This is a genomic window from Bhargavaea cecembensis DSE10 (assembly GCF_000348905.1).
In the GTDB taxonomy this organism is placed as follows: Bacteria; Bacillota; Bacilli; order Bacillales_A; family Planococcaceae; genus Bhargavaea; species Bhargavaea cecembensis.
Genome location: NZ_AOFT01000008.1, coordinates 55,612 through 78,790, shown reverse-complemented (window position 1 = coordinate 78,790; position 23,179 = coordinate 55,612). Strand labels below are relative to the sequence as shown.

Genomic DNA, 23,179 nt, shown 5'->3' with positions numbered 1-23,179 from the left:
ACCTGCCCGCTTCCCGTTGTACAGGGGAGCGGGCGGCTTTGCCGTCACTTGCGGATCTGCTTTCCTTTTGCGAGTTCTTCCATGCGACGGCGTTCTTGTTTCAGCGCTTTGTAGGTGCTGTACACCATCAGGATCAGGATGATTGAAAACGGCAGGGCGGCAATGATGATCGTGTTCTGGATCGCCTGAAGCCCGCCCACATACAGCAGCAGTGCCGCGATGCCGGACTGGGCCACGCCCCAGATCAGCTTGACCTGGTTTGGCGGGGTCAGGGATCCGTTCGTTGACTGGATGCCGAGGACGAAGGTCGCCGAGTCCGCGGAAGTGATAAAGAATGAAGAAATAAGCAGTATGGCGATACCGGACAAAATGACCGACAGCGGCAGCTGGTCGAACACATTAAATAGTACAAGTTCCGTCGCAAGTCCGCTCAGGTCTGGTCCCGAATCGTGAACATGGGCTGCCGTCGTTCCGAAGGAGGCAAACCAGAAAATCGAAAACAGTGTCGGGACAAAGATGATGGCCAGAAGGAACTCCCGGATTGTCCGGCCCCGCGAGACGCGGGCGATGAACATGCCGACAAACGGTGACCAGGAAATCCACCATGCCCAATAGAAGATGGTCCAGCCTTCCACAAAGTCCCGGTTATCCCCGGAAAGCGGAGCCGATCGGAAACTCAGCTGGATCAGATTCTGGAAATGGGTACCGAGGGTTTCGGTGAACAGGTTGAGGATCATCAGAGTGGGTCCGACAATAACCACGAAGATCAGCAGGAGCACGGCGAGCACCATGTTCGTGTTGGACAGGTACTTGATCCCTTTGCTGAGGCCCGACCAGGCGGAGATCATAAACAGAACGGTCACGACCGCGATGATCGCGAACTGGGCCCCAAAGCCGACTTCCACACCGAACAGGTGGCTCAGCCCCCCGTTAATTTGTACAGCACCAAAGCCGAGTGACGAGGCGACCCCGAATGCGGTAGCGAAAACGGCGAGCACATCGACAGCGATTCCCCAAGGACCGTTCATCTTGTCACCAAAAATCGGCTTCATTGTTGCAGAAATTAAACCGGGTTCATTTTTGCGGAACTGGAAAAAGGCGAGTGCAAGTGCCGTCATTCCATACATTGCCCACGGCAGGATGCCCCAGTGCAGGTAGGTCGACACCAGGCTGTCTTTGAGTGCGGCTTCCGTGCCGGGTTCTTCTGTTGGAGGATTTACCGCGTAATGTGTCAGCGGTTCGGCTGCCCCGTAGAAGACCAGCCCGATCCCCATGCCGGCGGAAAACAGCATGGCCAGCCAGGTAGGTGTTGAGAAATCCGGCCTGTCGGTATCCTTGCCGAGCCGGATTCGCCCGTACGGACTTAATGCGATGAACAGTGAGACCACGACTAATGCGGCCATGAGCAGCAGGTAATACCAGCCGAAATTTGTGAGGATAAAGGACTGGATGTTGCCGGTGACTGTTTCGTATTGCTCGGGCACAATGACACCAAACAGCACGGCCATGGCAATCAGTGCAAGCGTGATGTAAAAGACGTTTGTGACTTTTTTCATGGTTCCCCCTTAAAAAGTGCGAGTTATTATGAATACAGTTACCCACCCTAACAAAATAGGAAACCGATTGCAAATCGGCTTAAGGAAAAATGAGGGTTCGGGTGTTCTTCCGGTTATGATATAGTCGAATGAATAATGCGAAAAAGGAGGAATCCATCATGAATCTGCTGCCGTTTATCAGTGTGCTGATCGGCGCCATCCTTTGGGGGACGACTGGCACGGCACAGTCCTATCTTCCCGAGAGCGTGCATCCGCTGACGGTCGGCGCGCTCCGGCTTGCCGGCGGCGGATTGATCCTCCTGTTTTTCGCTGTTGCGATGCGCCAGGTAAACTTCGGCGAGTGGCCATGGCGGGCAACGCTGGTCGCGGCTGTCGCGATGGCGCTTTTTCAGCCGTTTTTCTTCAGTTCTGTGCGCCTGACGGGCGTCGCGGTCGGCACGGTGACGGGGATCGGCAGCGCGCCGGTCTTCGCCGGACTCATCGAATGGGCCCTGCTGAAGCGGAGACCGTCCAGGAGGTGGGCGATGGCCACGGTTCTTGCCGTTGCAGGATGCGCGCTCCTGCTGTTAACCGGTGATAACGTTACGGTCAACCCTACCGGTGTCCTGCTCGCACTCGGGGCCGGCCTCACATTTGCGGCCTACTCCATGACAAGCAAAATCGTGCTGGAATTTGCGCAGCCTGCCGCTTCGGTCGGCGTCATCTTCACGATCAGCGCCCTGCTCCTGTCGCCGTTCCTCTTCATTTACCCGATGGACGGCCTCCGTTCCCAGGAAGGGATCTCGGTGATCGTCTACATCGCAATTGCTGCTACAGCAGTTGCCTATCTGCTTTATTCATCAGGACTGAAGGAGATTCCGGCGGCCACCGCTGTCACGCTGTCGCTCGCCGAGCCGCTCACGGCAGCGATTCTCGGCGTCGCCATTGTCGGCGAGGAACTCAACTTCTTCGCCTGGATGGGCGTCGGGCTGCTGCTTGGGGGACTGATCGTGCTGACATTCGGCAAGCGCGGTTCCGATGAAAATAAAACGCCCTACTTCAGGAAGCGGATCCGGACAAAGAAAGAATAATTCACCAAACGGGCAGCCGTCCTGGACGGCCGCCCGTTTTTCAGCGTTCTTCCTTTTTGTTGCCGCGGGGCTTCTGCTTTTTCGCGGCGTCATTCTGCCCGATGACACCCAGATCATCGATGCTGATGTCATAGCCGTAGCCGTATTCCTCACGGTTTTTCGTATTGCCGGGCTTGTTGTGCTCGTTCTTATTTTTGCTCATGATGCACCTCCACTTCCAGAATGCCCGGGAAGAAAGCACTTCATTCATCGGTCCCGCAGGGTAAGGACCTGCACCGCTTTTCTTCCTTAAGAAATTCTTCATCTTTCCCCTCCTAATTTCTTCAGTTTTCCGCGGTACAATGAAATCAACATGAAAGGGGCGGCGCTTTATGGAACGGTTTAACGTGCTGGTCGTTGACGATGACAAGGAAATCCGGGACGGCATCGAGATCTACCTGAAAAATGAAGGCTACGTCGTGCTGAAAGCAAGTGACGGATCGGAAGCGCTGCGGCTGCTGGAGGACAACGAGGTGCATCTGATCATCCTCGACATCATGATGCCGGAAATGGACGGCATCCAGGCCACATTCCGTATCCGGGATTCGAGGAACATCCCGATTATCATGCTGAGCGCAAAGTCCGAGGAGACGGACAAGATCCACGGGCTGTCCGTCGGGGCGGACGACTACGTAACAAAGCCGTTTCATCCGATGGAACTGATGGCTCGCGTGAAGTCGCAGCTCAGGCGTTATGTCCGGCTCGGAACGTATGCCGATACAGGCGGCGAAATCCAAGTCGGCGGGCTTACGCTGAATCCGGAGTCGAAGGAGTTGCTGGTGGATGGCGAGCCGGCAAGGCTTACGCCGACCGAGTACCGCATTACCGAACTGCTCATGCAGAATGCGGGGCGGGTGTTCTCGATCAACGACATCTACGAGCGGGTGTGGAATGAACAGGCGTACAACGCCGACAACATTGTCGCCGTCCATATCCGGAAAATCCGGGAGAAGATCGAGGCAGACCCGAAAAATCCGAGATACCTGAAGGTGGTGTGGGGCATTGGCTATAAAATCGAAAAGTGACCTCTGGCTGTCCATGATTGCTTTGGCGATAGCGGCTGCAAGTCTGATCTACTGCTCGGGCTTTATCGGCGACTTTTTCGCCAGCCGGGGCGTGGATACCGAGGAGACGGTTGCAAGGCTTCGTGATGTGCTGAAAGGAAGTGCGCTCTGATGCCTAAGGGTAAATGGACACAGGCCGTCTGGCTGGTGCTTGCCGCATTCGTCGTGTTTTCCGTGATGGTGCTGATCGAGGCGGGACCGCGGATCATCGGGAAGTCGTACACCGAATCGGATGACTTCCGCAACAACATGAATTTCTTCTATGACCAGATCGGGCCGTACGTCCTGAATCCGGTCGAGCCGGAAGAGGCAAAGAAAAGCATCGGGGTCACGGAAGAGGAACTGGATGAACACCGGTACCGGTACGGCGAACTCGATATCCAGCTGAATTCGATCCATGATCAGTACGAAAGCCAGATCAACGAGGCGGAAAATGAGGAGGCAAGGAATACCCTCATTGCGGAGCGGGATGCCAAAATGGAGGACATCCGGAAAAACTTTTCGGATGATGAGCATGTCGCCGGAAAAGTCCGCGTCGAGAAGGGGCAGGTCATTGATGAGTATATGAAGGCCCTCCAAGAGAACCGGCCGTCATTTGAGCATCATGTACGCCATGTCTATTACGAGCTGACCGACACGGCAACCGGAGAGACCTATACGAACGGCAATATCCGGGAGGAAGCAGCCTACAAGCGGACCTTCAGCGAGAAAGACGGCTACCTCAGGGCATCGCAGATTGCAGGTGATCTGGACTACACAGGCGAGGCCGGCAGCCTGATTCCGGATGAAGTGAAAACCTTCGAGGGAACGGTGATCGTCCCGCAAGCCGTACTGAACGAAGCGGCGGACCGGGGGATCAGGGATGAGGTTTATCTGAATGATGACCAGCTCGCCTGGGGGTATACCGTGTTCAAAGCGGAACAGCGGGCGTACGTGGGCGTCTGGCTGGCCGGCATTCTTGCGCTTGCGCTCCTGCTCACCGTGTTCCGCCTTCAGCCATCGGTCTGGACAGGAAACAGGATGGCAATGAAGTTGGAACGCTTCCCGATCGATGTGGTGACGGCGGCAGCGGCTGTTGCATCGCTGATCGCGATCGCATTCGCGGAATATATGAAAGAAACCTTCATGAATTTTGTTCATCATACCGGCAACTTCCTGTACTCGGAACTGGCCGTCAACGCAGTGTTTTTCGTGCTTGCACTCGGAGTGGCCGTGCTCCTGATCCTTCATGTGGTCCGGAGGTTTTCGGACAGCGAACGGATTGGGCAGGATTTGGAGCAGGCCTACATCCGGAGAGCCGCGGATGATATGCGGGCGTTCTTCCTGAACCGGAAACTCGGCACGCAGGTGCTGTTCCTGCTCGTTGTAATTTTCCTTGCCGGCCTTGGATTCGGGGGCGTCTTCCTGTCGTTTATGCTGGGACTAAATATCGGCTTCGCACTGAGTGCTGTCTGGCTGTTCCTCTTCTTTACAGTGGCCCTTCCGGTACTGTTCTTTATGATTCGCAGGACCGGTTATCTGAACCGCATTATTGATGCGACCGGCAGGATGGCGGCGGGCCGATTGACCGAAGAGATTCCGGTAAAGGGGACAAATGTGTTCGCAAGGCATGCGGCGGACCTGAACCGGCTCCGGGAAGGCGTCCGCCTCTCGATGTCCGAGCAGGCCAGGAGCGAGCGGCTCAAGACGGAGCTGATCACGAATGTCAGTCACGACCTGCGCACACCGCTGACGTCCATCATCACGTATACGGATCTGTTGAAGAAACCGGACCTGTCGGCGGAAGAGCGCGCGGAATACGTGGATGTCCTTGACCGCAAATCCCAGCGGCTGAAGACGCTGATTGACGACCTGTTCGACGTCTCCAAGATGGCGACCGGAAACGTCGAGCTGAACCGCCAGCGCGTCGACCTCGTGGAACTCGTCCGGCAGGCGATCGCCGAACACGGCGAGGAAATCGCCGCCTCCCCGCTCGACTTCCGGGTAAGCATCGCCGACGGCCCGCTCCCGGCCTCGGTTGACGGCCAGAAATGGTGGCGTGTGATTGACAACCTGATCCAGAACGCGCTCAAGTACGCCATGCCGGGCACACGCGTTTACGTCTCGCTGGATGAGGCGGAAGGCGTGTCGCCGGAAGTGCGGTTTACGATCAAAAACGTTTCCAGGTACGAACTCGGCGACAGCGCAGACGAACTGTTTGAGCGCTTCAAGCGCGGCGACGCCTCCCGCCACACCGAAGGTTCCGGTCTCGGCCTCGCGATCGCCCAGTCGATTGTCGATCTGCATGGCGGCCGGATGACGATCGATTTGGACGGGGATCTTTTTAAGGTGACAGTTGCCGTTCCGAGAGCGTGAGGATGAATGACGAAATCGGCGCGGCGAATGACGAGATTGAAACGCTGAATGACGAAATCGGTGCGGCCACAAGTAAAGCGATCCTGCAGAATCACCTGCAGGGTCGCTTTTTCCTATTTCCCGGTGCTGCCGATAAACTTTCTGAGTACCTTATTAAACTTGTCATGTTCTTCCCAGAAAAGACCATGACCGCTGTAGTGAAACGGAACAAGCTTAGAGTGTTTGATTTGCTCATTTAGTTCATAGGCCTGTGCAAAAGGGATCACCTTGTCGTGAACACCATGAACAATCAGGGTAGGGACACGGATTTTCGGCAAATCTGCATCAAGTTCCTCATCTCTTAATGTAATGATGATCGCTGCGGTTGACCAGCCGGCTGCCTGTAAGCCCAATTGGAAAAACCACTCAGAGAATGGAGAGGTAATGTATTGGAAGAAAAAGTTGTCTGTCACTTCCCGCATCATCTTGGGTCGGTCATTTAACGCCTGGGTCAGGAATCGGGCTGCAGTTTCTGCAGTAAAACCTATAGGAGCGGCAGCGTCAATCAGTACAAGGTTTGAAACTCCATACCCATGATGCCGGGACATGTACCGGACCGCAATGGCTCCGCCAGTTGAGTGCCCTGCAAGAGTGAACTGTTCGAGCCCAAGTGCATCAACCACCGTACGGATATCATCCGACAACCGGTCAAAACTGTATCCGCTGCTTGGCTTGTCTGATTTTCCAAACCCTCTCCAGTCAATCCCGATGCAGCGGTAACCCTTATGGGGAAGAACATTAAATTGATATTCAAACTGTTGGTGGCTTAAAGGCCAACCATGCAAAAACACGATCGTCCTACTGCCCTCGGGATTGATATCTTCTACATATAATTTCACGCCCGGTTCAACAGTGACATAGTAGCCCACACCGATTCCCCCCTTAAAACGCATTCCAAATAAGGTATTCATTTGGGCAAATAAGGTGAATGCCTATTCCACGGCTGATGATTTTAAGGAATCGTACGATGGGCCATCAGACAATCGGAACATGGCACTCACATAAAAGCGCTCCTGCAGAACGGTCTGCAGGAGCGCTTTTTCCTATAAGTTCAGTTCCTCCGCCCGGCGGATAACGATGAGTTTTCCGGGATAGACCTTCCGGAAATGTACCAGCAGTTCCGGCTTGTCCCGGCGCTCAAATGTGTGGTTCCACTTGAACATCTTTCGGAAGATGGTCCATGTCGGACGGTAATGAGCGGCATCAATGCCGATTTTCTGTCTCGCAAAACGCCTGATGATCCGCATGGTCCGCACCCTGTAGGGCGGATCGAGGAACACGATCAGTTCCGCTTCCCGAAAACAGGGACGAACCCAGTCATGCGGATGAGTGCCTTCCGTGATCCAAGCTTCTCCGGAAACGATTGAAGCGAGCAACTTGTCAAGGGCCTCGGGACTCCGGCGGACATCTCCGCCCGGACGGCGTTCCCAGGCGACATTGTCGATCTCGTAGTGGGGAATACCGAGCTTTTCTGCAAGCCCCCGCGCCATCGTCGTCTTGCCGCTCCCGACCGCGCCTATGATTTGGATTTTATATGCCATGTCCGTGCCTCCCAATCATTGATTCTATTTACGGTCGGAGAATCCTCTTAAGCAATATGAACTCACATTTTTATGCGTTTATAGTGTCTATTAAAAGTGGTGAATTAATGAAAGCCGGTTTGAAACTCATTACTAATTATGTTAACAATGAAGGAGGGGGCAGAGTAGCACCGAGGCAATCCGGCCTGGAGGCGGCAGGAGAATTTGAGTATTTTCTTTTATTTCCGGGCACTAATTCGGCGCTGCAACCACCAGGGGAGCAGTTCCGGAATGGATTGACGGAAAAATCCGATCTGCTGAAATAAACTGTTTTGATAGCGCTTTCCGATGGAGGGCAAATGGGCAAAACACATCGGCGATTGATCCAATTTGATAATGAATGGAGGATTCTGTGCAGAATTTTATAGATTGGTTTAGTGGAGTCATTTGGAATCAGTATTTCATTTATGGGTTTTTGTTGATCGGCCTGTATTTCACACTGGCCACGAAGTTTGTCCAGGTCAGGTACTTGAAGGATATGTTCAGGCTGACCTTTGAAAGGAAGAGTTCCAAGAGCGGTATTTCGTCGTTCCAGGCGATCTCGATGTCGCTCGGGAGCCGGGTCGGGACCGGCAATATTGCCGGTGTGGCAACAGCGATCACGCTCGGCGGTCCCGGTGCCGTGTTCTGGATGTGGGTGATGGCCTTTATGGGCTCCGCCACTTCCTTTGTCGAGGTGACGCTTGCGCAAATCTTCAAAAGCAAGCAGGACGGGGAGTATCGGGGAGGTACGCCGTACTACATAGAAAAGGGTCTCGGATGGACGAAGCTTGCGATTTTCTTTGCCCTCCTGACCATCGTGGCAAAAGGCTTCCTCCTCATGAACATCCAGTCCAACACCGTTGCGCTTTCCATGAAGCAAGCCTTCGGCATCGAGCCGGTTGTGGTAGGAGTCGTGCTGACGGTCCTCTTGTCGCTCGTGATCTTCGGCGGGGTCAAGCGGATCGCGCAGACGCTCGAATTTCTCGTTCCGATCATGGTCGTTCTTTTCTTCCTCGTCACCGCAGTGGTCCTGACTGCTAATATTACGCTCATCCCAGAAGTTTTCCGGCTCATCATCTCCAGTGCTGTCGGTACAGACGCCGCGTTCGGCGGTCTGATCGGTTCAGCGGTCGCCTGGGGCGTTCAGCGGGGATTCTTCTCCAATGCAGCAGGATCTGGCGGGGAAACCTACGAAGGCGCAGCCGCCGAGGTTTCCCACCCTGCCAAGCAGGGACTCGTGCAGTCGATGTCCGTGTACATCGATACTTGGCTCATCTGTTCGGCAACGGCCTTCATGATTCTCATTTCCGGCATGTATAACGTGCAGCCTTCCGGCGGAGATGCAGTTGTCGCCAACGTGCCTGGCGTCGAGGCGGGCCCTGTTAATACGCAGCTGGCTGTCGACAGTGTGCTTCCCGGCTTCGGATCGCCGTTTCTGGCGATTGCGCTGTTCTTCTTCTGCTTCACGACGATGCTTTCCTACTACTACAAGTCGGAAACGGGCCTTGCGTTTATCCAGCAGAGGCTGGGCCGCAAGTTCTTCGGTGACGGCCTTCTGAAGACGGGCATTCTCATATTCGTCTTCACAGGATCAGTCGTTTCCGCAAGTACGGCTTGGACACTCGGCGACATCGGTCTCGGCAGCATGGCCTATATCAACATGCTTGCCATCGTCCTGCTCGCCAAGCCGGCACTGATCGCGCTGAAGGATTACGGCGAACAGAGGAAGGCCGGAAAGGATCCGGTCTTCGAACCGGAGCGGCTCGGCATCAGGAATGCCGACTTCTGGGAGACCGAACGTCCTCAAAGCAGCAATCCGGATCTCGGGAAAAAGCGGAAGGCTCCGGAGAAAAAACGAGGCGTCGCGCTCAACTTTTACGACGATGCCGGCAGCACGGTCAGAAAATAAACCGCTCATTCGCCTGCAGGGATGAAAGACGGATGGGCAAACCCTCCCCCTATTAAAAAAGGAGCTTCCGGCATCGGGCCCGGAAGCTCTTTTTCTTATAGGATGGCCTGCAACAGGGTGGGCAGGTCGCCGGGCAGCTCCTTCAGGTAGACGATGAACATGAAGAAGAGCCAGACGAAGGCGGGAACGGCGAAACTCTTGAGGACAACGGGCCATCCGGGTGCTGGACGCTTCTTGAGCAGCCGGTCCGCGGCGAAGCCGAGAAGCGCAGCCGCCACACCGTAGCCGAGCGCGACCAGGCCGAACGCCGCATGCAGCACACCGGAAATCACCGGCTCGGCCGCCGGTTTCCGAAGTCCGCGTGAAAGGCGTGCTGCAAGAAAGTCCGCAAGCAAGGATGCCGGCACGCCGAACAACAGAATGACCGGGAAGCTGTACATCAGGTAGACCGGGACGTACAGCGTGAATGCATGCAGGAAACCGCCGGGATTTGCCGGGTATTCCCCGAACGGATCCGGTGCGAGAAGGCCGAGGAGGACAGCGAAGGCAGCGCCTGCCAGGGAAGCGGCGATGATTTTCCTCCGGAGCGGCACGCTTGCGGTCCTCATTCCGCTTCCTCGATGGTCAGGCCGTCATCATTGAATACTGCATGTGCCCAGGAAGTGCCGTCTTTCAGCTCGACTGGCTTCGTCTGTCTGGCGCCGACTCCGGTCCCGTCCGTGCTGACGGACAGGGCGAATGCCGTCGTTTCTTTCCATTCCCCTGGCTGTATATCGAACCAGATGACCTCACCGTCTTCAAACTGGCTGCCATCAGCGTTCACCACATTTTCATCCGGCACCCTCTCGCCATTTTCGTACCGGATCAGCTGGACGTGGCGGTACTGGCCGCCGGTCTTCATTTCCACCGACAGGCCGCTCCCGTGGTCGGCTGCTGTTTTCACCGCCCCGCAGCCGGAGAGCAGCATCACGGCAGCGAAGGATGCTGCAAGCAGCAGGTTTTTCATCGATTTTCCCTCCTCTCATCCGGAGTGATGGATATTTCCATTAATAGGACGCGCACCCTGCCGGAGAGTTGCGGTTACCGGCAGGTCTCCCAGGGTAAGAGTAAAAGACCAGACCCCCGAAAGAAGGGTTGCTAATGTTCAGGAAAAAATGGCTCGATATCCCGACCGGCTACCGGCGGCTGCTGTTTCTCAGCCTGCTGGTTATTCTCCTTGTCGGGGTCGGGATTGTGGGGTTCATGCATTATGAGAGCCTGTCATTTTTCGATTCGCTTTGGATGACGATCATCTCGGTCATGACGATCGGCTATGGGGACATGTATCCGGTGACCGATGAAGGCCGGCGCTTTGCGCTGCTGATCGTACCGTTCGGTGCGGGAGTTGTCACATACGGGCTCGGCACCGCAGCCTCGTATCTGATTGAAAAACAACTGTCGGAGAAAGTGTGGGATAAGCAGATGGACCATGAAGTCGACAAGCTGGAGGATCATATCATCGTATGCGGATTCGGACGGGTCGCCCAGCAGGTGTACCGGGAATTGCGCGACATGGGAGAGGAAATGAAGGTCCTGTACATACATGACAATGAAGACGAACTCCTGGAAGTGGTCGACCAGGGAACGCTCCGGCTGATCGGCGATCCGACAGACCGGGATATCCTCGAAAAGGCCCGGACGGACAAGGCGCGCGGCCTGATTGCTGCACTCGACAGCGACGCAGACAATGTTTTCATCACCCTGACAGCGAAGGGCATGAATGAAGACATCGAGATTGCGGCTCGTGCCGAGAAGGAAGGTTCCGAGGAAGTGCTGAAGCGGGCCGGCGCCACCCGTGTCATCAACCCGTCAAGCATCGGCGGCCGTGAACTTGCGCTGTCCGTCGTCAGCCCGTCCGGCATCGATTTTATCAATGATCTGATGATGGCCGAGAAGAAAGAGTTCGTCGTCGGGGAAGTGATCCTTGGAGACAGCTGCCCGCTTGCAGGAAAGTCGGTCGAGTCGTCCAATCTCCGCCGTGAGTACGGCATCACGCTTCTGGCGATCAGCAGGGAAAAAGACGTCCTCAGCAATCCGGATCCCGATGAGCAATTCAGGGTCGGGGACAAGCTGATTGTCGCGGGCAACCACGATAGCATCGAATCACTCGACGGGAAAGTGAACGGGCCGATTGACTGATCCGGTTCGGAGCTTTGTTACCGGGTCCTTTTGTTCATTTCCGCCTATTCAGGTTTAAAGGGCCGTGTGAAAAAGGAATAGTCTATCACCTTTCCCGTCGCCCCGACGCTGTTTGTTGAGTTTCCGTAAATTTGAAGTTCCCTTGCAGGAATTTAAATGGGAATCAAGAAAAGGATAAATAGAAGTTCAGGCGATTGCAGCAGACAGGGGAGAATGGGAACGCTCCGGCCGGGAGCCCTGGAATTTGCAGGGCGGCCGGCCGGGGCATCCGGCGTGTCGCCGGTCAGGACGGTGAGCCGTCCGCAAATAAAACCATGGACTGACGGGCTTGCAGCCGGGTCAGCCGGGGGAAGGAGCGGAAACCATGACTAGACACGAAAACTATCCGAACGCACGCGACTATGATCCGCAGCGCGGAGACCGTAACGAAGGTGAACTTCCGTTGGCCGATCCGTCCGAATCCAACTCGACGGACATCTTCCGTGAAAACGAAAACGAAGACGTCGGCAAGGACGAGCCGTCTGCATTCGAGGGTGATGAAGGCCTGGATAAAGGCTATAACGATACCGCCCCGAATGAACGGTACCCTGGAAAAGAGTGAATCAAAACCGCTGACCCGCAACGGGCAGCGGTTTTGTGTGTTTCGGTTCAAAAAATCCGGCGCTTGGGCGACAATGAAAACAGTACCTTGAAGGAGGAATTCAATTGACATCCATTAAACAGATGAAATTCGCTCGCGGCTACACGCTCGGACAACTGTCACAGCTGGAAGGGGCGGACTGGGACAAGCTGTACCCCGGCTTCCGCAACAACATCCGCTGGAACGCGGGCCATATCTTCGTCTCGCTCGAGAACTTCACGAAGATGATCGCCCCCGACTATGAGGTCGTCCACCCGGAATGGTCCGGCTTCTTCAACACCGGGACCAGTCCGGACGGCTGGGGAGAAGGTGTTCCGTCCGATGAAGAGCTTTTGTCCGCGCTGAAGGAGCAGACGGACCGCATAGCAGCGGCGCTTGAAGGACAGCTTGACGGACAGCTTGGCCGCCCGCTCGAGATTGCCGGCCATCAGATGGACACCGGAGAAAAACTCCTGCAGTTCACGGTCTGGCACGAAGGCGTCCACGGCGGCATCCTGAACGCCATGGCGCATTTGGCAAAGGGATAATTCAATAGGAAAAAAGCCGCTTCCGGCAGGGGAGCGGCTTTTTGATGTAGGGGGAGTATGGAGACATTCGCGAGGGCCATCCCGCCGCTCACTCCCTCCGTCCGCCGCCCCGCTTTTTCATCCACAAAATCACGAGCACGCCGGCGATGCCGATGACGGCGATGATGATGACCATCATCCACCGGAAAGGAAGCGCGGGGAGGACGATGTTCAGGAACAGGATGGCGGCGATCATCAGGATGACCGCCACCGGGATCAATGCGGAATTCTGGTTGTTGTTGTTCAATCACATGCACCTGCTTTTCCGCGGCATGCCGCGGATTTTCTTATTCTGCGAGGCCGTTCTGATAGGCGTAGACCGCGGCCTGCGTGCGGTCGTCGACGCCGAGCTTCGAGAGGATGTTCGAGACATGCGTCTTGACTGTCTTGAGGGCGATGAAAAGCTCGTCGGAAATATCCTGGTTCGTCTTGCCCTTTGCAATGAGAAGCAGGATTTCCATCTCCCGCGCGGTCAGCTCGTCATGTGGCGCGCGCTCCGTGCCGCGCATGCGCTGCATCATTTTCGTCGTCACCTCGGGCTCCAGCACCGTCCGGCCGCCGAGCGTGTCACGGATGGCGTCGGCGATGCGCGATGCCTTTGAGGTCTTCAGGATATAGCTGGACGCGCCGGCCTCGAGCGCCGGGTAGACCTTGTCGTCATCAAGGAAGCTCGTGACGACCATGATCTTCGCCTCGGGCCAGGCCTTCATGATCGCAGCCGTCGCCTCGGCGCCGTTCATCTCCGGCATGACCATGTCCATCAGGATGATGTCCGGCCGCAATTGCAGCGCGAGGTCGACTGCCTCGCGTCCGTTCGAGGCTTCGCCGACCACTTCCATATCGGGCTGGACCTGGAGATAGGCGGACACGCCGATCCGCACCATTTCATGGTCATCCGCAAGCAGTACCCGGATCATCTCGATTCCTCCGTTTCTACTGGTTGGCCGTCCGCCTTCTCCTCTGTGTGGGGAAGAGGGGCGGTTTCCGCTTCGTTTTCCGGCGGGCCGTCTGCCGGTGCGTCCTCTTCTGAAGGACGAGTCACCGGAAGCTTCACTTCCACGATCGTGCCCTGCGACGGAACGGATACGATCTTGCACGTGCCGCCGATTTCGACGGCGCGCTCGCGCACGTTGCGAAGGCCGTAGGAGCCGCTTTTCCCGTCGCCGTCCCGGAAGCCGACGCCATTGTCCTGGACACGGAAGATCGCGAGGCCGTCCCGCTCGACAAACAGCAGGTCCAGTTCGGTTGCCTGCGCATGGCGGAGTGCGTTCGACAGCGTTTCCTGGGCGATCCGGAACAGATGGTCCTCGGCGCCCTTGGAAAGCGGGACGTCTTCGATGCGTCCGCGGATCGTGAAATGGACTTTCTCATCCAATTCGCGGAGCAGGCCGCGGAGTCCTTCCGACAGGGTCTTGTCGTTGAGCGGGGCGGGGCGCAGATGGAGGAGCAGCGCCCGCATCTCGACCTGTGCCTGCTGGACGGTCTTTTCCACCTGTTCGAGCGTCCGGGACGTCGAGCCCGTCTCCGCGCGTTCCTTTTCCGCCATCGCGGACAACAGCATGGAAGCGGCGAACAGCTGCTGGGAGACGGAGTCGTGCAGCTCACGGGCAAGCCGCTGGCGTTCCTGTACAAGGCGTTCCTGGACTATCTGTTCCTGGTTTTCCGCCCGCTTGTCGGAGATTTCCTTCAGGCGTTCGCGCTGTGTCGTGAGAAGCCCTTCCACTTCTCCGACCGCGCGTTCGGTCGGGCGGGGGAGCTTGCGCCGCTTTTTCGCCGGGGCTGTCTCAAGGAGGCCGTACAGACGCTGCTCGACCGCGCGGATGTTCGAGCGGACGATTCCGGATGCCCAGAACGCGAGCATCCATCCGGCCGCAACGGAACCCGCGACGATCCACACCGCAGCCGGAAGGCCGTATTGCTCCTCTTCGATCAGGAACCACCAGTCGTCATCCGGCATGCCGAGCAACAGGAACACGATCCCCGCCGAGACGGCGAGGAACAGGGTGGACAACGAGATGGCTCGTGCGATCAGATGCCTCATTTGCGCGACACCTCCAGGTCCCCGAGCCAGGAGGCAACGGTGATGATGAGTTCGGAAGCCGGGCGCTCTTCCGCCCCGTAGCCATCTTTCATATGAAGCTGCTCATTGAAGATGCGGTTCTGGTGGCGGCCGAACAGCCGGGATTCACCGAGGAGCGATGTATAGTGGACGCGCACGGGAATCTCATACGGCACGTCGACCTTGACCTTGCCGATGCCCTGCCGGATCGAGATGAACGATGTCCCTTTCGGAAGGACGGTCTCCGTCACATCGACATGGATGTCACCGAAAACCCCATGGATATGGACATCTTCCCACTCGTAGGAGCTGAACGGCGTCGACTGCACGGAAAATAGCCGATTTCTCAGGATGCCGTTCGGTGTCTCGGTCCTGGCATCCCGGAGCGGCCGCGTGATTTCTTCTGCGGGCACGCCTTTCCACAGGCTGATGAAAATGTAGCCGAGCACGGCGAGAATGAGCAGCCGGAGGCTCCAAAGGGAAAGGATCGCAATTCCGAGGAAGAACAAACCCGTCCAGAGGATCCATTTATTGCGGTGGCGGAAGCCATAGTACGCCAGCCCGCCGCCGAGGATGACAAAGATGATGTTGCCGTCCCTGAAAAAGGCGGCTTCAATGAACACGAGCAGCACGAAGCTGATCACGATAAACCGGAGCTGGTCGGCTGATGGATGCATGGCGGGTTCCTCCTTTCGGGTGGTTTCGGCAGAAGCGGGCGGGTATGCCCGCATGATGCACAAAAGAAGGGGGAGATCCCCCTTCTTATCTTACAAAATCCGGGCGCCGATGTCCCCGTCAGACAGTTTCTTTATCGGCTTTGCCGGCGTTTTCCGCCTGTTCGATGATGGCGAGCGCGTCCAGACGGCGCTCCATCGTGTCATGGCTGTGTTCCTTCTCGATCTTGCCGCCAAGCTGCTCGACGTATGCCTTCATCTCGTTGTAAGGCGCCATTCCGCTGCTTTCATCCTGAATGACCTGGTCCATGCGGCGATGGGCGCGCGTCACATTCTCCTTGCCCATCAGCTGAAGCTGGCGGACTTTCATGTCCTTGATCTTATGTTTCATTTCTTCGTACTTGCGCTCAAGGCCGATCAGCTCGGCATCCGTCTCGGCAAGCGTGCGGTCAAGTTCATCGACGCGGTTGCCATAGGCACGGATTTCGTCCCGGGCGAACGCGACGAGGTCTTCCACGCCCGCTTTCTCGGCAATCCCCAGCTGGTTGCGTCGCTTTTCAAGCATCGATGCCGCTTCTTCCCGTTCCTTTTCAAGTTCCTCTTTCAGCTTTGCCTGTCGGTCCAGCAGACGGCCGGTGGCTTCGGTCTGCTTTTCCGCCTGGCGAAGATATTCGTTCAGAAGGGAGACGGGGTTTTTTTCTTCCTTTTTGTCCAGCAGTTCATGAAGATCGGCCTGGACAGAGTACTTGATGCGGTTGAACAGTGAGTTCATAACGATTCCTCCTTGGTGGGATCTTATTTCGTGATGTTTTTCCACTCGCGCTCGAAGTTGGCGAACGGGTCGCTGTCGTTTTCGAACAGGACGGCTTCACGGGCATTCCACTTCTGGTATACATACCAGAGTGCCGCGATCGCGAGCAGGCCGATAAATGCCGGGATGTTGCCGATTGCGGTCAAGAGGCCGATGATGCCGACCGCTGCCCAGCAAAAGCGCGCGAAGCCGGATGTGCTCCGCTTGTAGTAGTGGTAGCCGGCATACATGATGGCGGCCGAGATGGCGAGACCGATAATCGCGCCGAGGTTGGCAAGGACGGTGATCCCTGCAACGATTCCGATGGTGATCAGCAGAAATTTTTTCAAGGTTTCCGCCTCCTTTCGTTGTTAACCTTATTGTAGTCGGGGACAGGGTTTTTCCGAACGGACCGGATGTTGATTTCCGTCTAGGTCCAGAGGCTGATTTTCACTCGGACCAACCTGTTCGTCCGGGTGCCGAATGATATGGACGATGAGAACGTTTTCATGATACGATCCTTTTAAGAATAGTCTTTCTATTGTGATAAAGGGGGAGAGAGAATGAGAGAAGTTGTGATCGTGGAAGGTGTGCGCACGGCTGTCGGACGGCGCAAGGGAGCGCTGTCGGAAACGCGGCCCGATGAGCTGGCAGCGGTCGTATTGGATGAGCTCGTGAAACGCGCGGGTGTCGGGAAGGAACAGGTGGAAGATGTGATCCTCGGCTGCGTGACACAGTCGGGCGAACAGGGAGGCAACATTGCCAGGACATCTGCACTGATCGCGGGATTCCCGATCGAGGTGCCGGGCGTCACAATCGACCGCCAGTGCGGATCCAGCCAGCAGGCGGTCCACTTCGGCGCGCAGGCCATTGCTGCGGGTGATATGGAGATCGTCATTGCGGGCGGCGTCGAAAGCATGACGCGTGAGCCGATGTTCTCGAATGTCGGAGACGCCAGGCCGAGCGGAAAGCTGACGTCACAATACGAAATCATCAACCAGGGCCTGTCCGCGGAACGGATTGCGGAAAAATGGGGCATGAGCCGCCGGGAACTTGATGAATATAGCGCGAGAAGCCATGAGCGGGCATTTGCGGCAATCGGGGAAGGCCGGTTCAAAGATGAGATTGTTCCCGTGGAGACAGCGGAAGGAAACGTGTTCGACACAGATGAAGGCCCGCGCGAAGGCTCGACACCGGACGTGCTCGGCGGGCTCAAGACGGTGTTCAAGGAAGACGGCGTCATCACGGCGGGCAATGCCAGCCAGATGAGTGACGGCGCATCCGCGGTGCTGCTCATGTCCCGCGAGAAGGCGGACGAGCTCGGACTCAAGCCGAAGGCCCGCATTGTCGCGCGTTCTGTTATCGGATCCGATCCGACACTGATGCTGACGGGACCGATCGCCGCGACGGAGAAAGTATTGAAGAAAGCCGGCCTCTCAATCGATGAGATGGACACCTATGAAGTGAACGAAGCGTTCGCGCCTGTTCCGCTTGCGTGGCTCAGGGAAACCGGTGCGGATCCGGAAAAGCTGAACGTCGACGGCGGCGCCATCGCACTCGGCCACCCGCTCGGCGCAACGGGAACGAAACTTCTTGTCACACTCATGAACCGCCTGGAGCGGACCGGCGGACGATATGGTTTACTGGCCATCTGCGAAGGCATGGGCATGGCCAATGCCACGGTCATTGAGCGCTTGGATTAAAAATAGTTCTTATACCGAATGAGCATTCAGTCAGATTAGGGGGATTCAGGATGAACATGAACCATGTAAAGGCGATTGTCACCGGCGGGGCATCGGGCCTCGGCGGCGCAACCGCAAAACGGATCGTCGAAGCCGGCGGCAAGGTCGCCATCTTCGATCTGAATGAAGAAAAGGGCGCAGCGTATGCAGCCGCACTCGGAGAAGGCAACGCCTTCTTTTATCAGACGGACGTTGCCGACGGGGAAGCCGTCGCGGCAAATGTGGCAGCCGCAAAGGAAGCGCTGGGCGGACTCAACGCCGTCGTCAACTGTGCCGGCATCGGGACGCCGGGCAAGCTGATCGGCAGAAAGGGCGTCCACCCGCTGGAGCAGTTCGAGCAGGTGATCCGCGTCAACCTGACCGGCACCTTCAACGTCATCCGCCTCGCCGCGGATGCGATGACGGACAATGAACCGGGGGAAGACGGCGAGCGCGGCGTCATCATCAACACCGCCTCCGTCGCCGCGTTCGAAGGCCAGATCGGCCAGGTCGCCTACAGTGCATCCAAGGGCGGAGTCGCCGGCATGACGCTTCCGATCGCCCGCGAACTCGCGGCCCACGGCATCCGCGTCATGACGATCGCCCCCGGCCTCATCAACACACCGATGTTCGACGGCCTGCCGGACAATGCCCGCACCGCACTCGAGCAGACGGTGCCGTTCCCGAAACGCCTCGGTGAGCCGGAAGAATACGCCCAGCTCGTCGAGTCGATCGTGACAAACCGCATGCTGAACGGCACCGTCATCCGCCTGGACGGCGCCATCCGGATGCAGCCGAAGTAAGGGGGCGTGGGATTGGAGGGAGCCGTCGCGGAATTGGGTATTGCGGTCGCGAATTTTCGGGTTGCCGGCGTGAACACAGCTGGCGTCGCGAATTTGCGAGTTGCCGACGCGAAATGGCCTGTTGCCGTCGCGAACTCACCTTTTGCCGCCGCGAATCCAATCCACCCGCTTCAACCAACCCATACACAAAGAAGGGAGTGGTCGCCATGCCGCGATACCGCTGGGAGACTGAAGAGCATGATCTGTTCCGGGAGTCGCTCCGGAAATTTCTCGAAAAAGAAGCCGTGCCGCATTATGAACAATGGGAACAGGACCGGCTGATTCCGAAATCGTTCTGGAAAAAGCTCGGGGAGATGGGGTTCCTCTGTCCGCAGGTGGAGGAACAGTACGGCGGGCTCGGACTGGATTTCAGCTTCGGCGTTGTGATCGAAGAAGAGATGGAGCGGGTCGGCGCCGGGCTCACGGGAGTCGGACTGCACAATGACATCGTCGTGCCTTATATCGAATCGTACGGGACCGAGGAGCAGAAAAAACGTTTCCTGCCGGGCTGTGTGACCGGGGATACCATTACCGCAATCGCGATGACGGAGCCCGGGACAGGATCGGACCTCGCCAATATTAGGACGACCGCGATTAAAGACGGCGACCATTACGTTGTGAACGGTCAGAAAACGTTCATCACGAACGGGATCAATACGAACCTGGCGCTGGTCGCGGTCAAGACCGACCCGAAGGCAGAGCCGAAGCACCGGGGTGTGAGCCTGCTCCTGATTGAGGAAGGAACACCAGGCTTCACGAAAGGCCGGAAGCTCGACAAGGTCGGCATGTATTCGCAGGATACGGCGGAACTTTATTTCGAGGACTGCCGTGTGCCTGCCTCGAACCTGCTCGGCGAAGAGGGCAAGGGCTTCCATTACATGATGGAAAAGCTTCAGCAGGAGCGTCTTACCGTGGCGATCGGTGCCCAGACCGCTATGGAGGACATGCTCGGAATCACGATCGACTATGTCAAATCCCGCGAGGCGTTCGGCCGCCCGGTCGCCGCGTTCCAGAACACCCAGTTCACGCTGGCAGAGCTCGCGACAGAAGCGGAACTCGGCAAGGCCTTCCTCGAGTCGCTGATCGCCGACCATCTTGAAGGCAAGGATATCGTCACGAAGGTGTCGATGGCGAAGTACTGGATCACCGAGACCGCACGAAAGGCCGCTGCCGAGTGCATGCAGCTCCACGGCGGCTACGGCTATATGGAAGAATACAAGATCGCCCGCTGGTACCGCGATATCCCGGTCATGTCGATCTACGCCGGCACAAACGAGATCATGAAAACGATCATCGCGAAAAACATGGGGCTTTCGGGAGGAAGGAAGGCATGACCAGCATGAAGGAAACCCGCAAACCACATGCCGTCCGCCCTCCTGGCGGCGGATTCCTCGAAAGCATAAAGGTGCTGGACGTGACATATTATCTCCCGGGACCGTATTCGAGTTACCGCCTCGCCGAAATGGGTGCCGACGTCACAAAGGTCGAGCCGCCCGGCGGGGAACCCGCCCGGCGTCTTGCCGGAGGACTCATCCATGAAAAGAAAAACGCCGGTAAGACAATCGTCGAGCTTGATCTGAAGTCGGAAGAAGGCCGCGCGCGGATGAAGGAATTGGTCAGGGAAACCGATGTCCTGATCGAATCGTTCCGGCCCGGCACACTGGAGCGGCTCGGCTTCGGCGAGGACGAGCTGTTCTCGCTGAATGCCGGACTGATCTACTGCTCGATGACCGGCTACGGCCTTGAGGGCGAGTTCGCGAAGGCCGGCAGCCATGACCTCAATTACCTGGCGCTGTCCGGCGTGCTGTCACAGCTTACCGATGAAAGCGGCCGTCCGGTCCAGCCGAAAAACACGCTGGCCGACTTTGCGGGCGGTCACTTTGTCGCGGAAGCCGTCCTTGCCGCGCTTGTCCGGAAAATGAAGACCGGAGAAGGCGCCCGTCTCGACGTCTCCATCACCGACGGACTCACGCATTGGCAGAGTGTCCACAAGGCGTTCGAAGAAGCCGGCCTGTCCGACCGCGGGGTGCCCGACCTTGACGGGTCCCGTGCGCGATATGCCATCTACCCGACCGCGGACGGCCGATATGTCGCACTCGGCGCGCTTGAGGACAAGTTCTGGCACGCCTTCTGCGACTTCGCCGGCCATCCGGAATGGAAGGAGCGTGACGACGTCCACGAAGACGTCGCCCGCTACTTCCGGGCAGAACCCCTCAGCCACTGGTCCGACGTCTCGCTCCGGACGGACTTCTGCCTGACCCCGGTTCTCCGTCCGGGTGAACTTGACGAACACCCGCACTGGAAGAAGCGCTGAGCGGGACGTAATCTTCAAACTCGGGGGCGTAATCTTCAAATCCGGGAGTGTAATCTTCAAACTCGGGGGCTTAATCTTCAAACTCGTCCCATGCAGCACCACCCGCAACCAGACCTTCACCATCGCAAATCCACCATACAAAAGGAGATGGATTCAAATGATGAAGACGCCGCTGCTCTTGAAGACGTTCGTGGACCGCGCGGAGCGCTATTTCCCGGACAAGGAGATCATCTCGAAGACCGCCACACAGACACACCGCATTCCATACCGCGAATTCGCGAAGCGCACCCGGAAGCTTGCTTCTCTCCTGACCGCACTCGGCATGGAGCGGGGGACGAAGGTCGGTTCGTTCGCATGGAACACGCACCGACACCTCGAGGCTTACTTCGGCGTCCCGTGCGCCGGCGCGATCCTGCATATGATCAACATCCGGCTGTCACCGGAGCACATTGTATACGTCATCAACCACGCGGAAGACGAGATTCTGCTCGTCGACGATGATCTGTTCCCGCTGATCGAGAAGCTCGCGCCGCAGCTCAAGACGGTCAAGCACATCATCGTCATGTCGGATTTGGACAAGCTGCCGGAAACGTCTCTCGAAAACGTCCACTCCTACGAGGCGCTCATGGCAGAAGCGGCGGACGACTTTGAATTCCCGGATGACCTGGATGAAAACGCGCCTGCAGGCATGTGCTACACAAGCGCCACGACCGGCAATCCGAAGGGCGTCGTGTACTCGCACCGCGGGCTCGTCCTCCACAGCTATGCACTCGGGCTTGCCGACGGCATGGGACTGTCGGAGCGCGACGTCACGCTGTCGGTCGTCCCGATGTTCCATGCGAATGCCTGGGGGCTGCCGTTTGCCGGTGTCTTTTTTGGCATCACGCAGGTGCTGCCGGGGCCGGGCGGGTTCAACCCGGACGTCCTGCTTGATCTGATCGAGCAGGAAAAAGTCACACTCACCGCGGGCGTACCGACCATCTGGCTCGGCGTGCTGAAGACACTTGAGCAGAAGCCGCGCGACATCAGCTCGCTCCGCGCCATCGTCTGCGGCGGCTCGGCATCCCCGAAGGGACTGATCAGGACGTTCGAGGAAAAGTACGGCGTTCCGTTCATCGTCGGCTACGGCATGACCGAAACGTCGCCGCTCGTCAGCTTGTCGAACTTCACCTCTTCTGTGGAAGACCGTTCTGCGGAAGAAAAGCTCGACCTCCGCGCCTCGCAGGGCATGACCATTCCGGGCATTGATACCCGCGTCATCAACGAACAGGGCGAAGTGCCGTGGGATGGCAAGACGATGGGCGAGCTGACCGTCCGCGGCCCGTGGATCGCAAGCGAGTACTACAAAGACGAGCGCACGAAGGACGCCTTCCGCGACGGCTGGCTGTACACGGGCGACATCGCCGTCATGACGCCGGAAGGCTACATCAAGATCACCGACCGGACCAAGGACCTGATCAAGTCCGGCGGCGAGTGGATTTCCTCGGTCGACCTCGAGAATGCCCTCATGACCCATCAGGACGTCTTCGAGGCAGCCGTCATCGCCGTCCCGCACGAAAAGTGGCTCGAGCGGCCGCTCGCCTGCGTTGTCCTGAAAGACGGCATTGAGCGCAGTGATGAGAAAAAGCAGGAACTCCTCGGCTATCTGGAAGGCCAGTTCGCCAAATGGTGGGTCCCGGACAACGTCGTCTTCCTGGATGAAATCCCGAAAACCTCCGTCGGCAAATTCCTCAAGGCGAAGCTTCGGGAGCAGATGGGGCAGACGGTATAAGAGAAGCTTCTATAAATATGTGATAAAACC

Annotated in this window: 26 protein-coding genes; 14 read left to right on the top strand and 12 right to left on the bottom strand. The window is 57.4% G+C overall.

Features of this window, described 5'->3' with window-relative positions:
* Positions 1-44 precede the first annotated feature (44 nt).
* A complete protein-coding gene (locus C772_RS08980) occupies positions 45-1,556 on the bottom strand; it encodes a BCCT family transporter (protein ID WP_008299317.1) in 1,512 nt (503 codons plus the stop codon).
* 158 nt (positions 1,557-1,714) lie between these two features.
* Between C772_RS08980 and C772_RS08975 the strand changes: the two genes are divergently transcribed.
* Positions 1,715-2,626 (top strand): DMT family transporter, encoded by a 912-nt coding sequence (locus C772_RS08975; protein WP_008299316.1) that lies wholly within the window; start codon positions 1,715-1,717, stop codon positions 2,624-2,626.
* Positions 2,627-2,666: 40 nt separating this feature from the next.
* Here the strand turns inward: C772_RS08975 and C772_RS08970 are convergent, their stop codons facing one another.
* A complete protein-coding gene (locus C772_RS08970; protein ID WP_008299313.1) occupies positions 2,667-2,930 on the bottom strand; it encodes a hypothetical protein in 264 nt (87 codons plus the stop codon).
* 67 nt (positions 2,931-2,997) lie between these two features.
* Here C772_RS08970 and C772_RS08965 point away from each other — a divergent pair, with 67 nt between their 5' ends.
* From C772_RS08965 to C772_RS08960, 3 genes are read left to right on the top strand one after another with little or no spacing between them, the layout of a single operon-like run.
* On the top strand, positions 2,998-3,690 hold the full coding sequence (locus C772_RS08965; RefSeq protein ID WP_008299311.1) for a response regulator transcription factor: 693 nt from the start codon (positions 2,998-3,000) through the stop codon (positions 3,688-3,690).
* Complete coding sequence (locus C772_RS16670; RefSeq protein WP_008299309.1) at positions 3,668-3,841, top strand: hypothetical protein; 174 nt, start codon at positions 3,668-3,670, stop codon at positions 3,839-3,841. The genes C772_RS08965 and C772_RS16670 overlap by 23 nt, the downstream gene beginning before the upstream one ends.
* A complete protein-coding gene (locus C772_RS08960) occupies positions 3,841-6,084 on the top strand; it encodes a sensor histidine kinase (RefSeq protein ID WP_008299306.1) in 2,244 nt (747 codons plus the stop codon). The genes C772_RS16670 and C772_RS08960 overlap by 1 nt, the downstream gene beginning before the upstream one ends.
* A gap of 113 nt (positions 6,085-6,197) precedes the next feature.
* Here the strand turns inward: C772_RS08960 and C772_RS08955 are convergent, their stop codons facing one another.
* Both C772_RS08955 and C772_RS08950 read right to left on the bottom strand, forming a co-directional pair.
* A complete protein-coding gene (locus tag C772_RS08955; protein ID WP_008299304.1) occupies positions 6,198-6,992 on the bottom strand; it encodes an alpha/beta fold hydrolase in 795 nt (264 codons plus the stop codon).
* A 174-nt stretch (positions 6,993-7,166) separates the two neighbouring features.
* Positions 7,167-7,664 (bottom strand): P-loop NTPase family protein, encoded by a 498-nt coding sequence (locus C772_RS08950; protein ID WP_008299302.1) that lies wholly within the window; start codon positions 7,662-7,664, stop codon positions 7,167-7,169.
* A 107-nt stretch (positions 7,665-7,771) separates the two neighbouring features.
* Between C772_RS08950 and C772_RS08945 the strand changes: the two genes are divergently transcribed.
* Both C772_RS08945 and C772_RS08940 read left to right on the top strand, forming a co-directional pair.
* Positions 7,772-7,969: a hypothetical protein gene (locus tag C772_RS08945; RefSeq protein ID WP_035001920.1), complete on the top strand. Its 198-nt coding sequence runs from the start codon at positions 7,772-7,774 to the stop codon at positions 7,967-7,969.
* An 86-nt stretch (positions 7,970-8,055) separates the two neighbouring features.
* Positions 8,056-9,594, top strand: coding sequence for an alanine/glycine:cation symporter family protein (locus C772_RS08940; RefSeq protein WP_008299299.1), 1,539 nt, complete (start codon positions 8,056-8,058; stop codon positions 9,592-9,594).
* A gap of 95 nt (positions 9,595-9,689) precedes the next feature.
* Here the strand turns inward: C772_RS08940 and C772_RS08935 are convergent, their stop codons facing one another.
* Together C772_RS08935 and C772_RS08930 are read right to left on the bottom strand one after the other, a co-directional pair.
* Positions 9,690-10,202, bottom strand: a complete 513-nt coding sequence (locus tag C772_RS08935) for a hypothetical protein (protein WP_008299298.1) — start codon at positions 10,200-10,202, stop codon at positions 9,690-9,692.
* Positions 10,199-10,600 (bottom strand): hypothetical protein, encoded by a 402-nt coding sequence (locus C772_RS08930; protein ID WP_008299295.1) that lies wholly within the window; start codon positions 10,598-10,600, stop codon positions 10,199-10,201. The genes C772_RS08935 and C772_RS08930 overlap by 4 nt, the downstream gene beginning before the upstream one ends.
* Before the next feature lie 134 nt (positions 10,601-10,734).
* On the opposite strand from C772_RS08930, the gene C772_RS08925 reads away from it, so the two are divergent.
* The 3 genes from C772_RS08925 (at position 10,735) to C772_RS08915 (ending at position 12,939) form a co-directional block, all read left to right on the top strand.
* Complete coding sequence (locus tag C772_RS08925) at positions 10,735-11,772, top strand: potassium channel family protein (RefSeq protein ID WP_008299294.1); 1,038 nt, start codon at positions 10,735-10,737, stop codon at positions 11,770-11,772.
* A 364-nt stretch (positions 11,773-12,136) separates the two neighbouring features.
* Positions 12,137-12,373 carry a hypothetical protein gene (locus C772_RS08920; RefSeq protein WP_008299292.1) on the top strand — a complete coding sequence of 79 codons (237 nt, stop codon included), beginning with the start codon at positions 12,137-12,139 and terminating at the stop codon, positions 12,371-12,373.
* A gap of 104 nt (positions 12,374-12,477) precedes the next feature.
* Entirely contained in the window at positions 12,478-12,939 is a 462-nt protein-coding gene (locus C772_RS08915; protein WP_008299291.1) for a DinB family protein, read from the top strand.
* Positions 12,940-13,027: 88 nt separating this feature from the next.
* Here C772_RS08915 and C772_RS08910 read toward each other — a convergent pair whose 3' ends face one another.
* From C772_RS08910 to C772_RS08885, 6 genes are all read right to left on the bottom strand, one after another.
* Positions 13,028-13,225, bottom strand: coding sequence for a hypothetical protein (locus tag C772_RS08910; RefSeq protein ID WP_008299289.1), 198 nt, complete (start codon positions 13,223-13,225; stop codon positions 13,028-13,030).
* Positions 13,226-13,265: 40 nt separating this feature from the next.
* On the bottom strand, positions 13,266-13,895 hold the full coding sequence (locus tag C772_RS08905; protein WP_008299287.1) for a response regulator: 630 nt from the start codon (positions 13,893-13,895) through the stop codon (positions 13,266-13,268).
* Positions 13,892-15,019: a sensor histidine kinase gene (locus C772_RS08900; protein ID WP_008299284.1), complete on the bottom strand. Its 1,128-nt coding sequence runs from the start codon at positions 15,017-15,019 to the stop codon at positions 13,892-13,894. Before C772_RS08900 ends, C772_RS08905 begins: the two co-directional genes overlap by 4 nt.
* Positions 15,016-15,714 carry a cell wall-active antibiotics response protein LiaF gene (gene liaF, locus C772_RS08895; protein WP_008299282.1) on the bottom strand — a complete coding sequence of 233 codons (699 nt, stop codon included), beginning with the start codon at positions 15,712-15,714 and terminating at the stop codon, positions 15,016-15,018. The genes C772_RS08900 and liaF overlap by 4 nt, the downstream gene beginning before the upstream one ends.
* 118 nt (positions 15,715-15,832) lie before the next feature.
* A complete protein-coding gene (locus C772_RS08890; RefSeq protein ID WP_008299280.1) occupies positions 15,833-16,483 on the bottom strand; it encodes a PspA/IM30 family protein in 651 nt (216 codons plus the stop codon).
* Between the two features lie 23 nt (positions 16,484-16,506).
* Entirely contained in the window at positions 16,507-16,851 is a 345-nt protein-coding gene (locus tag C772_RS08885; RefSeq protein ID WP_008299278.1) for a lmo0954 family membrane protein, read from the bottom strand.
* Positions 16,852-17,064: 213 nt separating this feature from the next.
* Here C772_RS08885 and C772_RS08880 point away from each other — a divergent pair, with 213 nt between their 5' ends.
* From C772_RS08880 to C772_RS08860, 5 genes are all read left to right on the top strand, one after another.
* Entirely contained in the window at positions 17,065-18,204 is a 1,140-nt protein-coding gene (locus C772_RS08880) for a thiolase family protein (protein WP_008299276.1), read from the top strand.
* A 50-nt stretch (positions 18,205-18,254) separates the two neighbouring features.
* Entirely contained in the window at positions 18,255-19,025 is a 771-nt protein-coding gene (locus tag C772_RS08875) for a 3-hydroxyacyl-CoA dehydrogenase (protein WP_008299275.1), read from the top strand.
* A 206-nt stretch (positions 19,026-19,231) separates the two neighbouring features.
* Complete coding sequence (locus C772_RS08870) at positions 19,232-20,398, top strand: acyl-CoA dehydrogenase family protein (RefSeq protein WP_008299272.1); 1,167 nt, start codon at positions 19,232-19,234, stop codon at positions 20,396-20,398.
* Positions 20,395-21,378 (top strand): CaiB/BaiF CoA transferase family protein, encoded by a 984-nt coding sequence (locus C772_RS08865; protein WP_008299270.1) that lies wholly within the window; start codon positions 20,395-20,397, stop codon positions 21,376-21,378. The genes C772_RS08870 and C772_RS08865 overlap by 4 nt, the downstream gene beginning before the upstream one ends.
* 157 nt (positions 21,379-21,535) lie before the next feature.
* Positions 21,536-23,149: a long-chain fatty acid--CoA ligase gene (locus C772_RS08860; protein ID WP_008299269.1), complete on the top strand. Its 1,614-nt coding sequence runs from the start codon at positions 21,536-21,538 to the stop codon at positions 23,147-23,149.
* Positions 23,150-23,179: the final 30 nt, after the last annotated feature.

What these genes read in the sequence shown, in the direction of transcription:
- C772_RS08980 (WP_008299317.1), bottom strand. Translation starts at nt 1,556, where the DNA reads ATGAAAAAAGTCACAAACGTCTTTTACATCACGCTTGCACTGATTGCC.
- C772_RS08975 (WP_008299316.1), top strand. Translation starts at nt 1,715, where the DNA reads ATGAATCTGCTGCCGTTTATCAGTGTGCTGATCGGCGCCATCCTTTGG.
- C772_RS08970 (WP_008299313.1), bottom strand. Translation starts at nt 2,930, where the DNA reads ATGAAGAATTTCTTAAGGAAGAAAAGCGGTGCAGGTCCTTACCCTGCG.
- C772_RS08965 (WP_008299311.1), top strand. Translation starts at nt 2,998, where the DNA reads ATGGAACGGTTTAACGTGCTGGTCGTTGACGATGACAAGGAAATCCGG.
- C772_RS08960 (WP_008299306.1), top strand. Translation starts at nt 3,841, where the DNA reads ATGCCTAAGGGTAAATGGACACAGGCCGTCTGGCTGGTGCTTGCCGCA.
- C772_RS08950 (WP_008299302.1), bottom strand. Translation starts at nt 7,664, where the DNA reads ATGGCATATAAAATCCAAATCATAGGCGCGGTCGGGAGCGGCAAGACG.
- C772_RS08945 (WP_035001920.1), top strand. Translation starts at nt 7,772, where the DNA reads ATGAAAGCCGGTTTGAAACTCATTACTAATTATGTTAACAATGAAGGA.
- C772_RS08935 (WP_008299298.1), bottom strand. Translation starts at nt 10,202, where the DNA reads ATGAGGACCGCAAGCGTGCCGCTCCGGAGGAAAATCATCGCCGCTTCC.
- C772_RS08930 (WP_008299295.1), bottom strand. Translation starts at nt 10,600, where the DNA reads ATGAAAAACCTGCTGCTTGCAGCATCCTTCGCTGCCGTGATGCTGCTC.
- C772_RS08925 (WP_008299294.1), top strand. Translation starts at nt 10,735, where the DNA reads ATGTTCAGGAAAAAATGGCTCGATATCCCGACCGGCTACCGGCGGCTG.
- C772_RS08920 (WP_008299292.1), top strand. Translation starts at nt 12,137, where the DNA reads ATGACTAGACACGAAAACTATCCGAACGCACGCGACTATGATCCGCAG.
- C772_RS08905 (WP_008299287.1), bottom strand. Translation starts at nt 13,895, where the DNA reads ATGATCCGGGTACTGCTTGCGGATGACCATGAAATGGTGCGGATCGGC.
- C772_RS08900 (WP_008299284.1), bottom strand. Translation starts at nt 15,019, where the DNA reads ATGAGGCATCTGATCGCACGAGCCATCTCGTTGTCCACCCTGTTCCTC.
- liaF (WP_008299282.1), bottom strand. Translation starts at nt 15,714, where the DNA reads ATGCATCCATCAGCCGACCAGCTCCGGTTTATCGTGATCAGCTTCGTG.
- C772_RS08890 (WP_008299280.1), bottom strand. Translation starts at nt 16,483, where the DNA reads ATGAACTCACTGTTCAACCGCATCAAGTACTCTGTCCAGGCCGATCTT.
- C772_RS08880 (WP_008299276.1), top strand. Translation starts at nt 17,065, where the DNA reads ATGAGAGAAGTTGTGATCGTGGAAGGTGTGCGCACGGCTGTCGGACGG.
- C772_RS08875 (WP_008299275.1), top strand. Translation starts at nt 18,255, where the DNA reads ATGAACATGAACCATGTAAAGGCGATTGTCACCGGCGGGGCATCGGGC.
- C772_RS08870 (WP_008299272.1), top strand. Translation starts at nt 19,232, where the DNA reads ATGCCGCGATACCGCTGGGAGACTGAAGAGCATGATCTGTTCCGGGAG.
- C772_RS08865 (WP_008299270.1), top strand. Translation starts at nt 20,395, where the DNA reads ATGACCAGCATGAAGGAAACCCGCAAACCACATGCCGTCCGCCCTCCT.
- C772_RS08860 (WP_008299269.1), top strand. Translation starts at nt 21,536, where the DNA reads ATGATGAAGACGCCGCTGCTCTTGAAGACGTTCGTGGACCGCGCGGAG.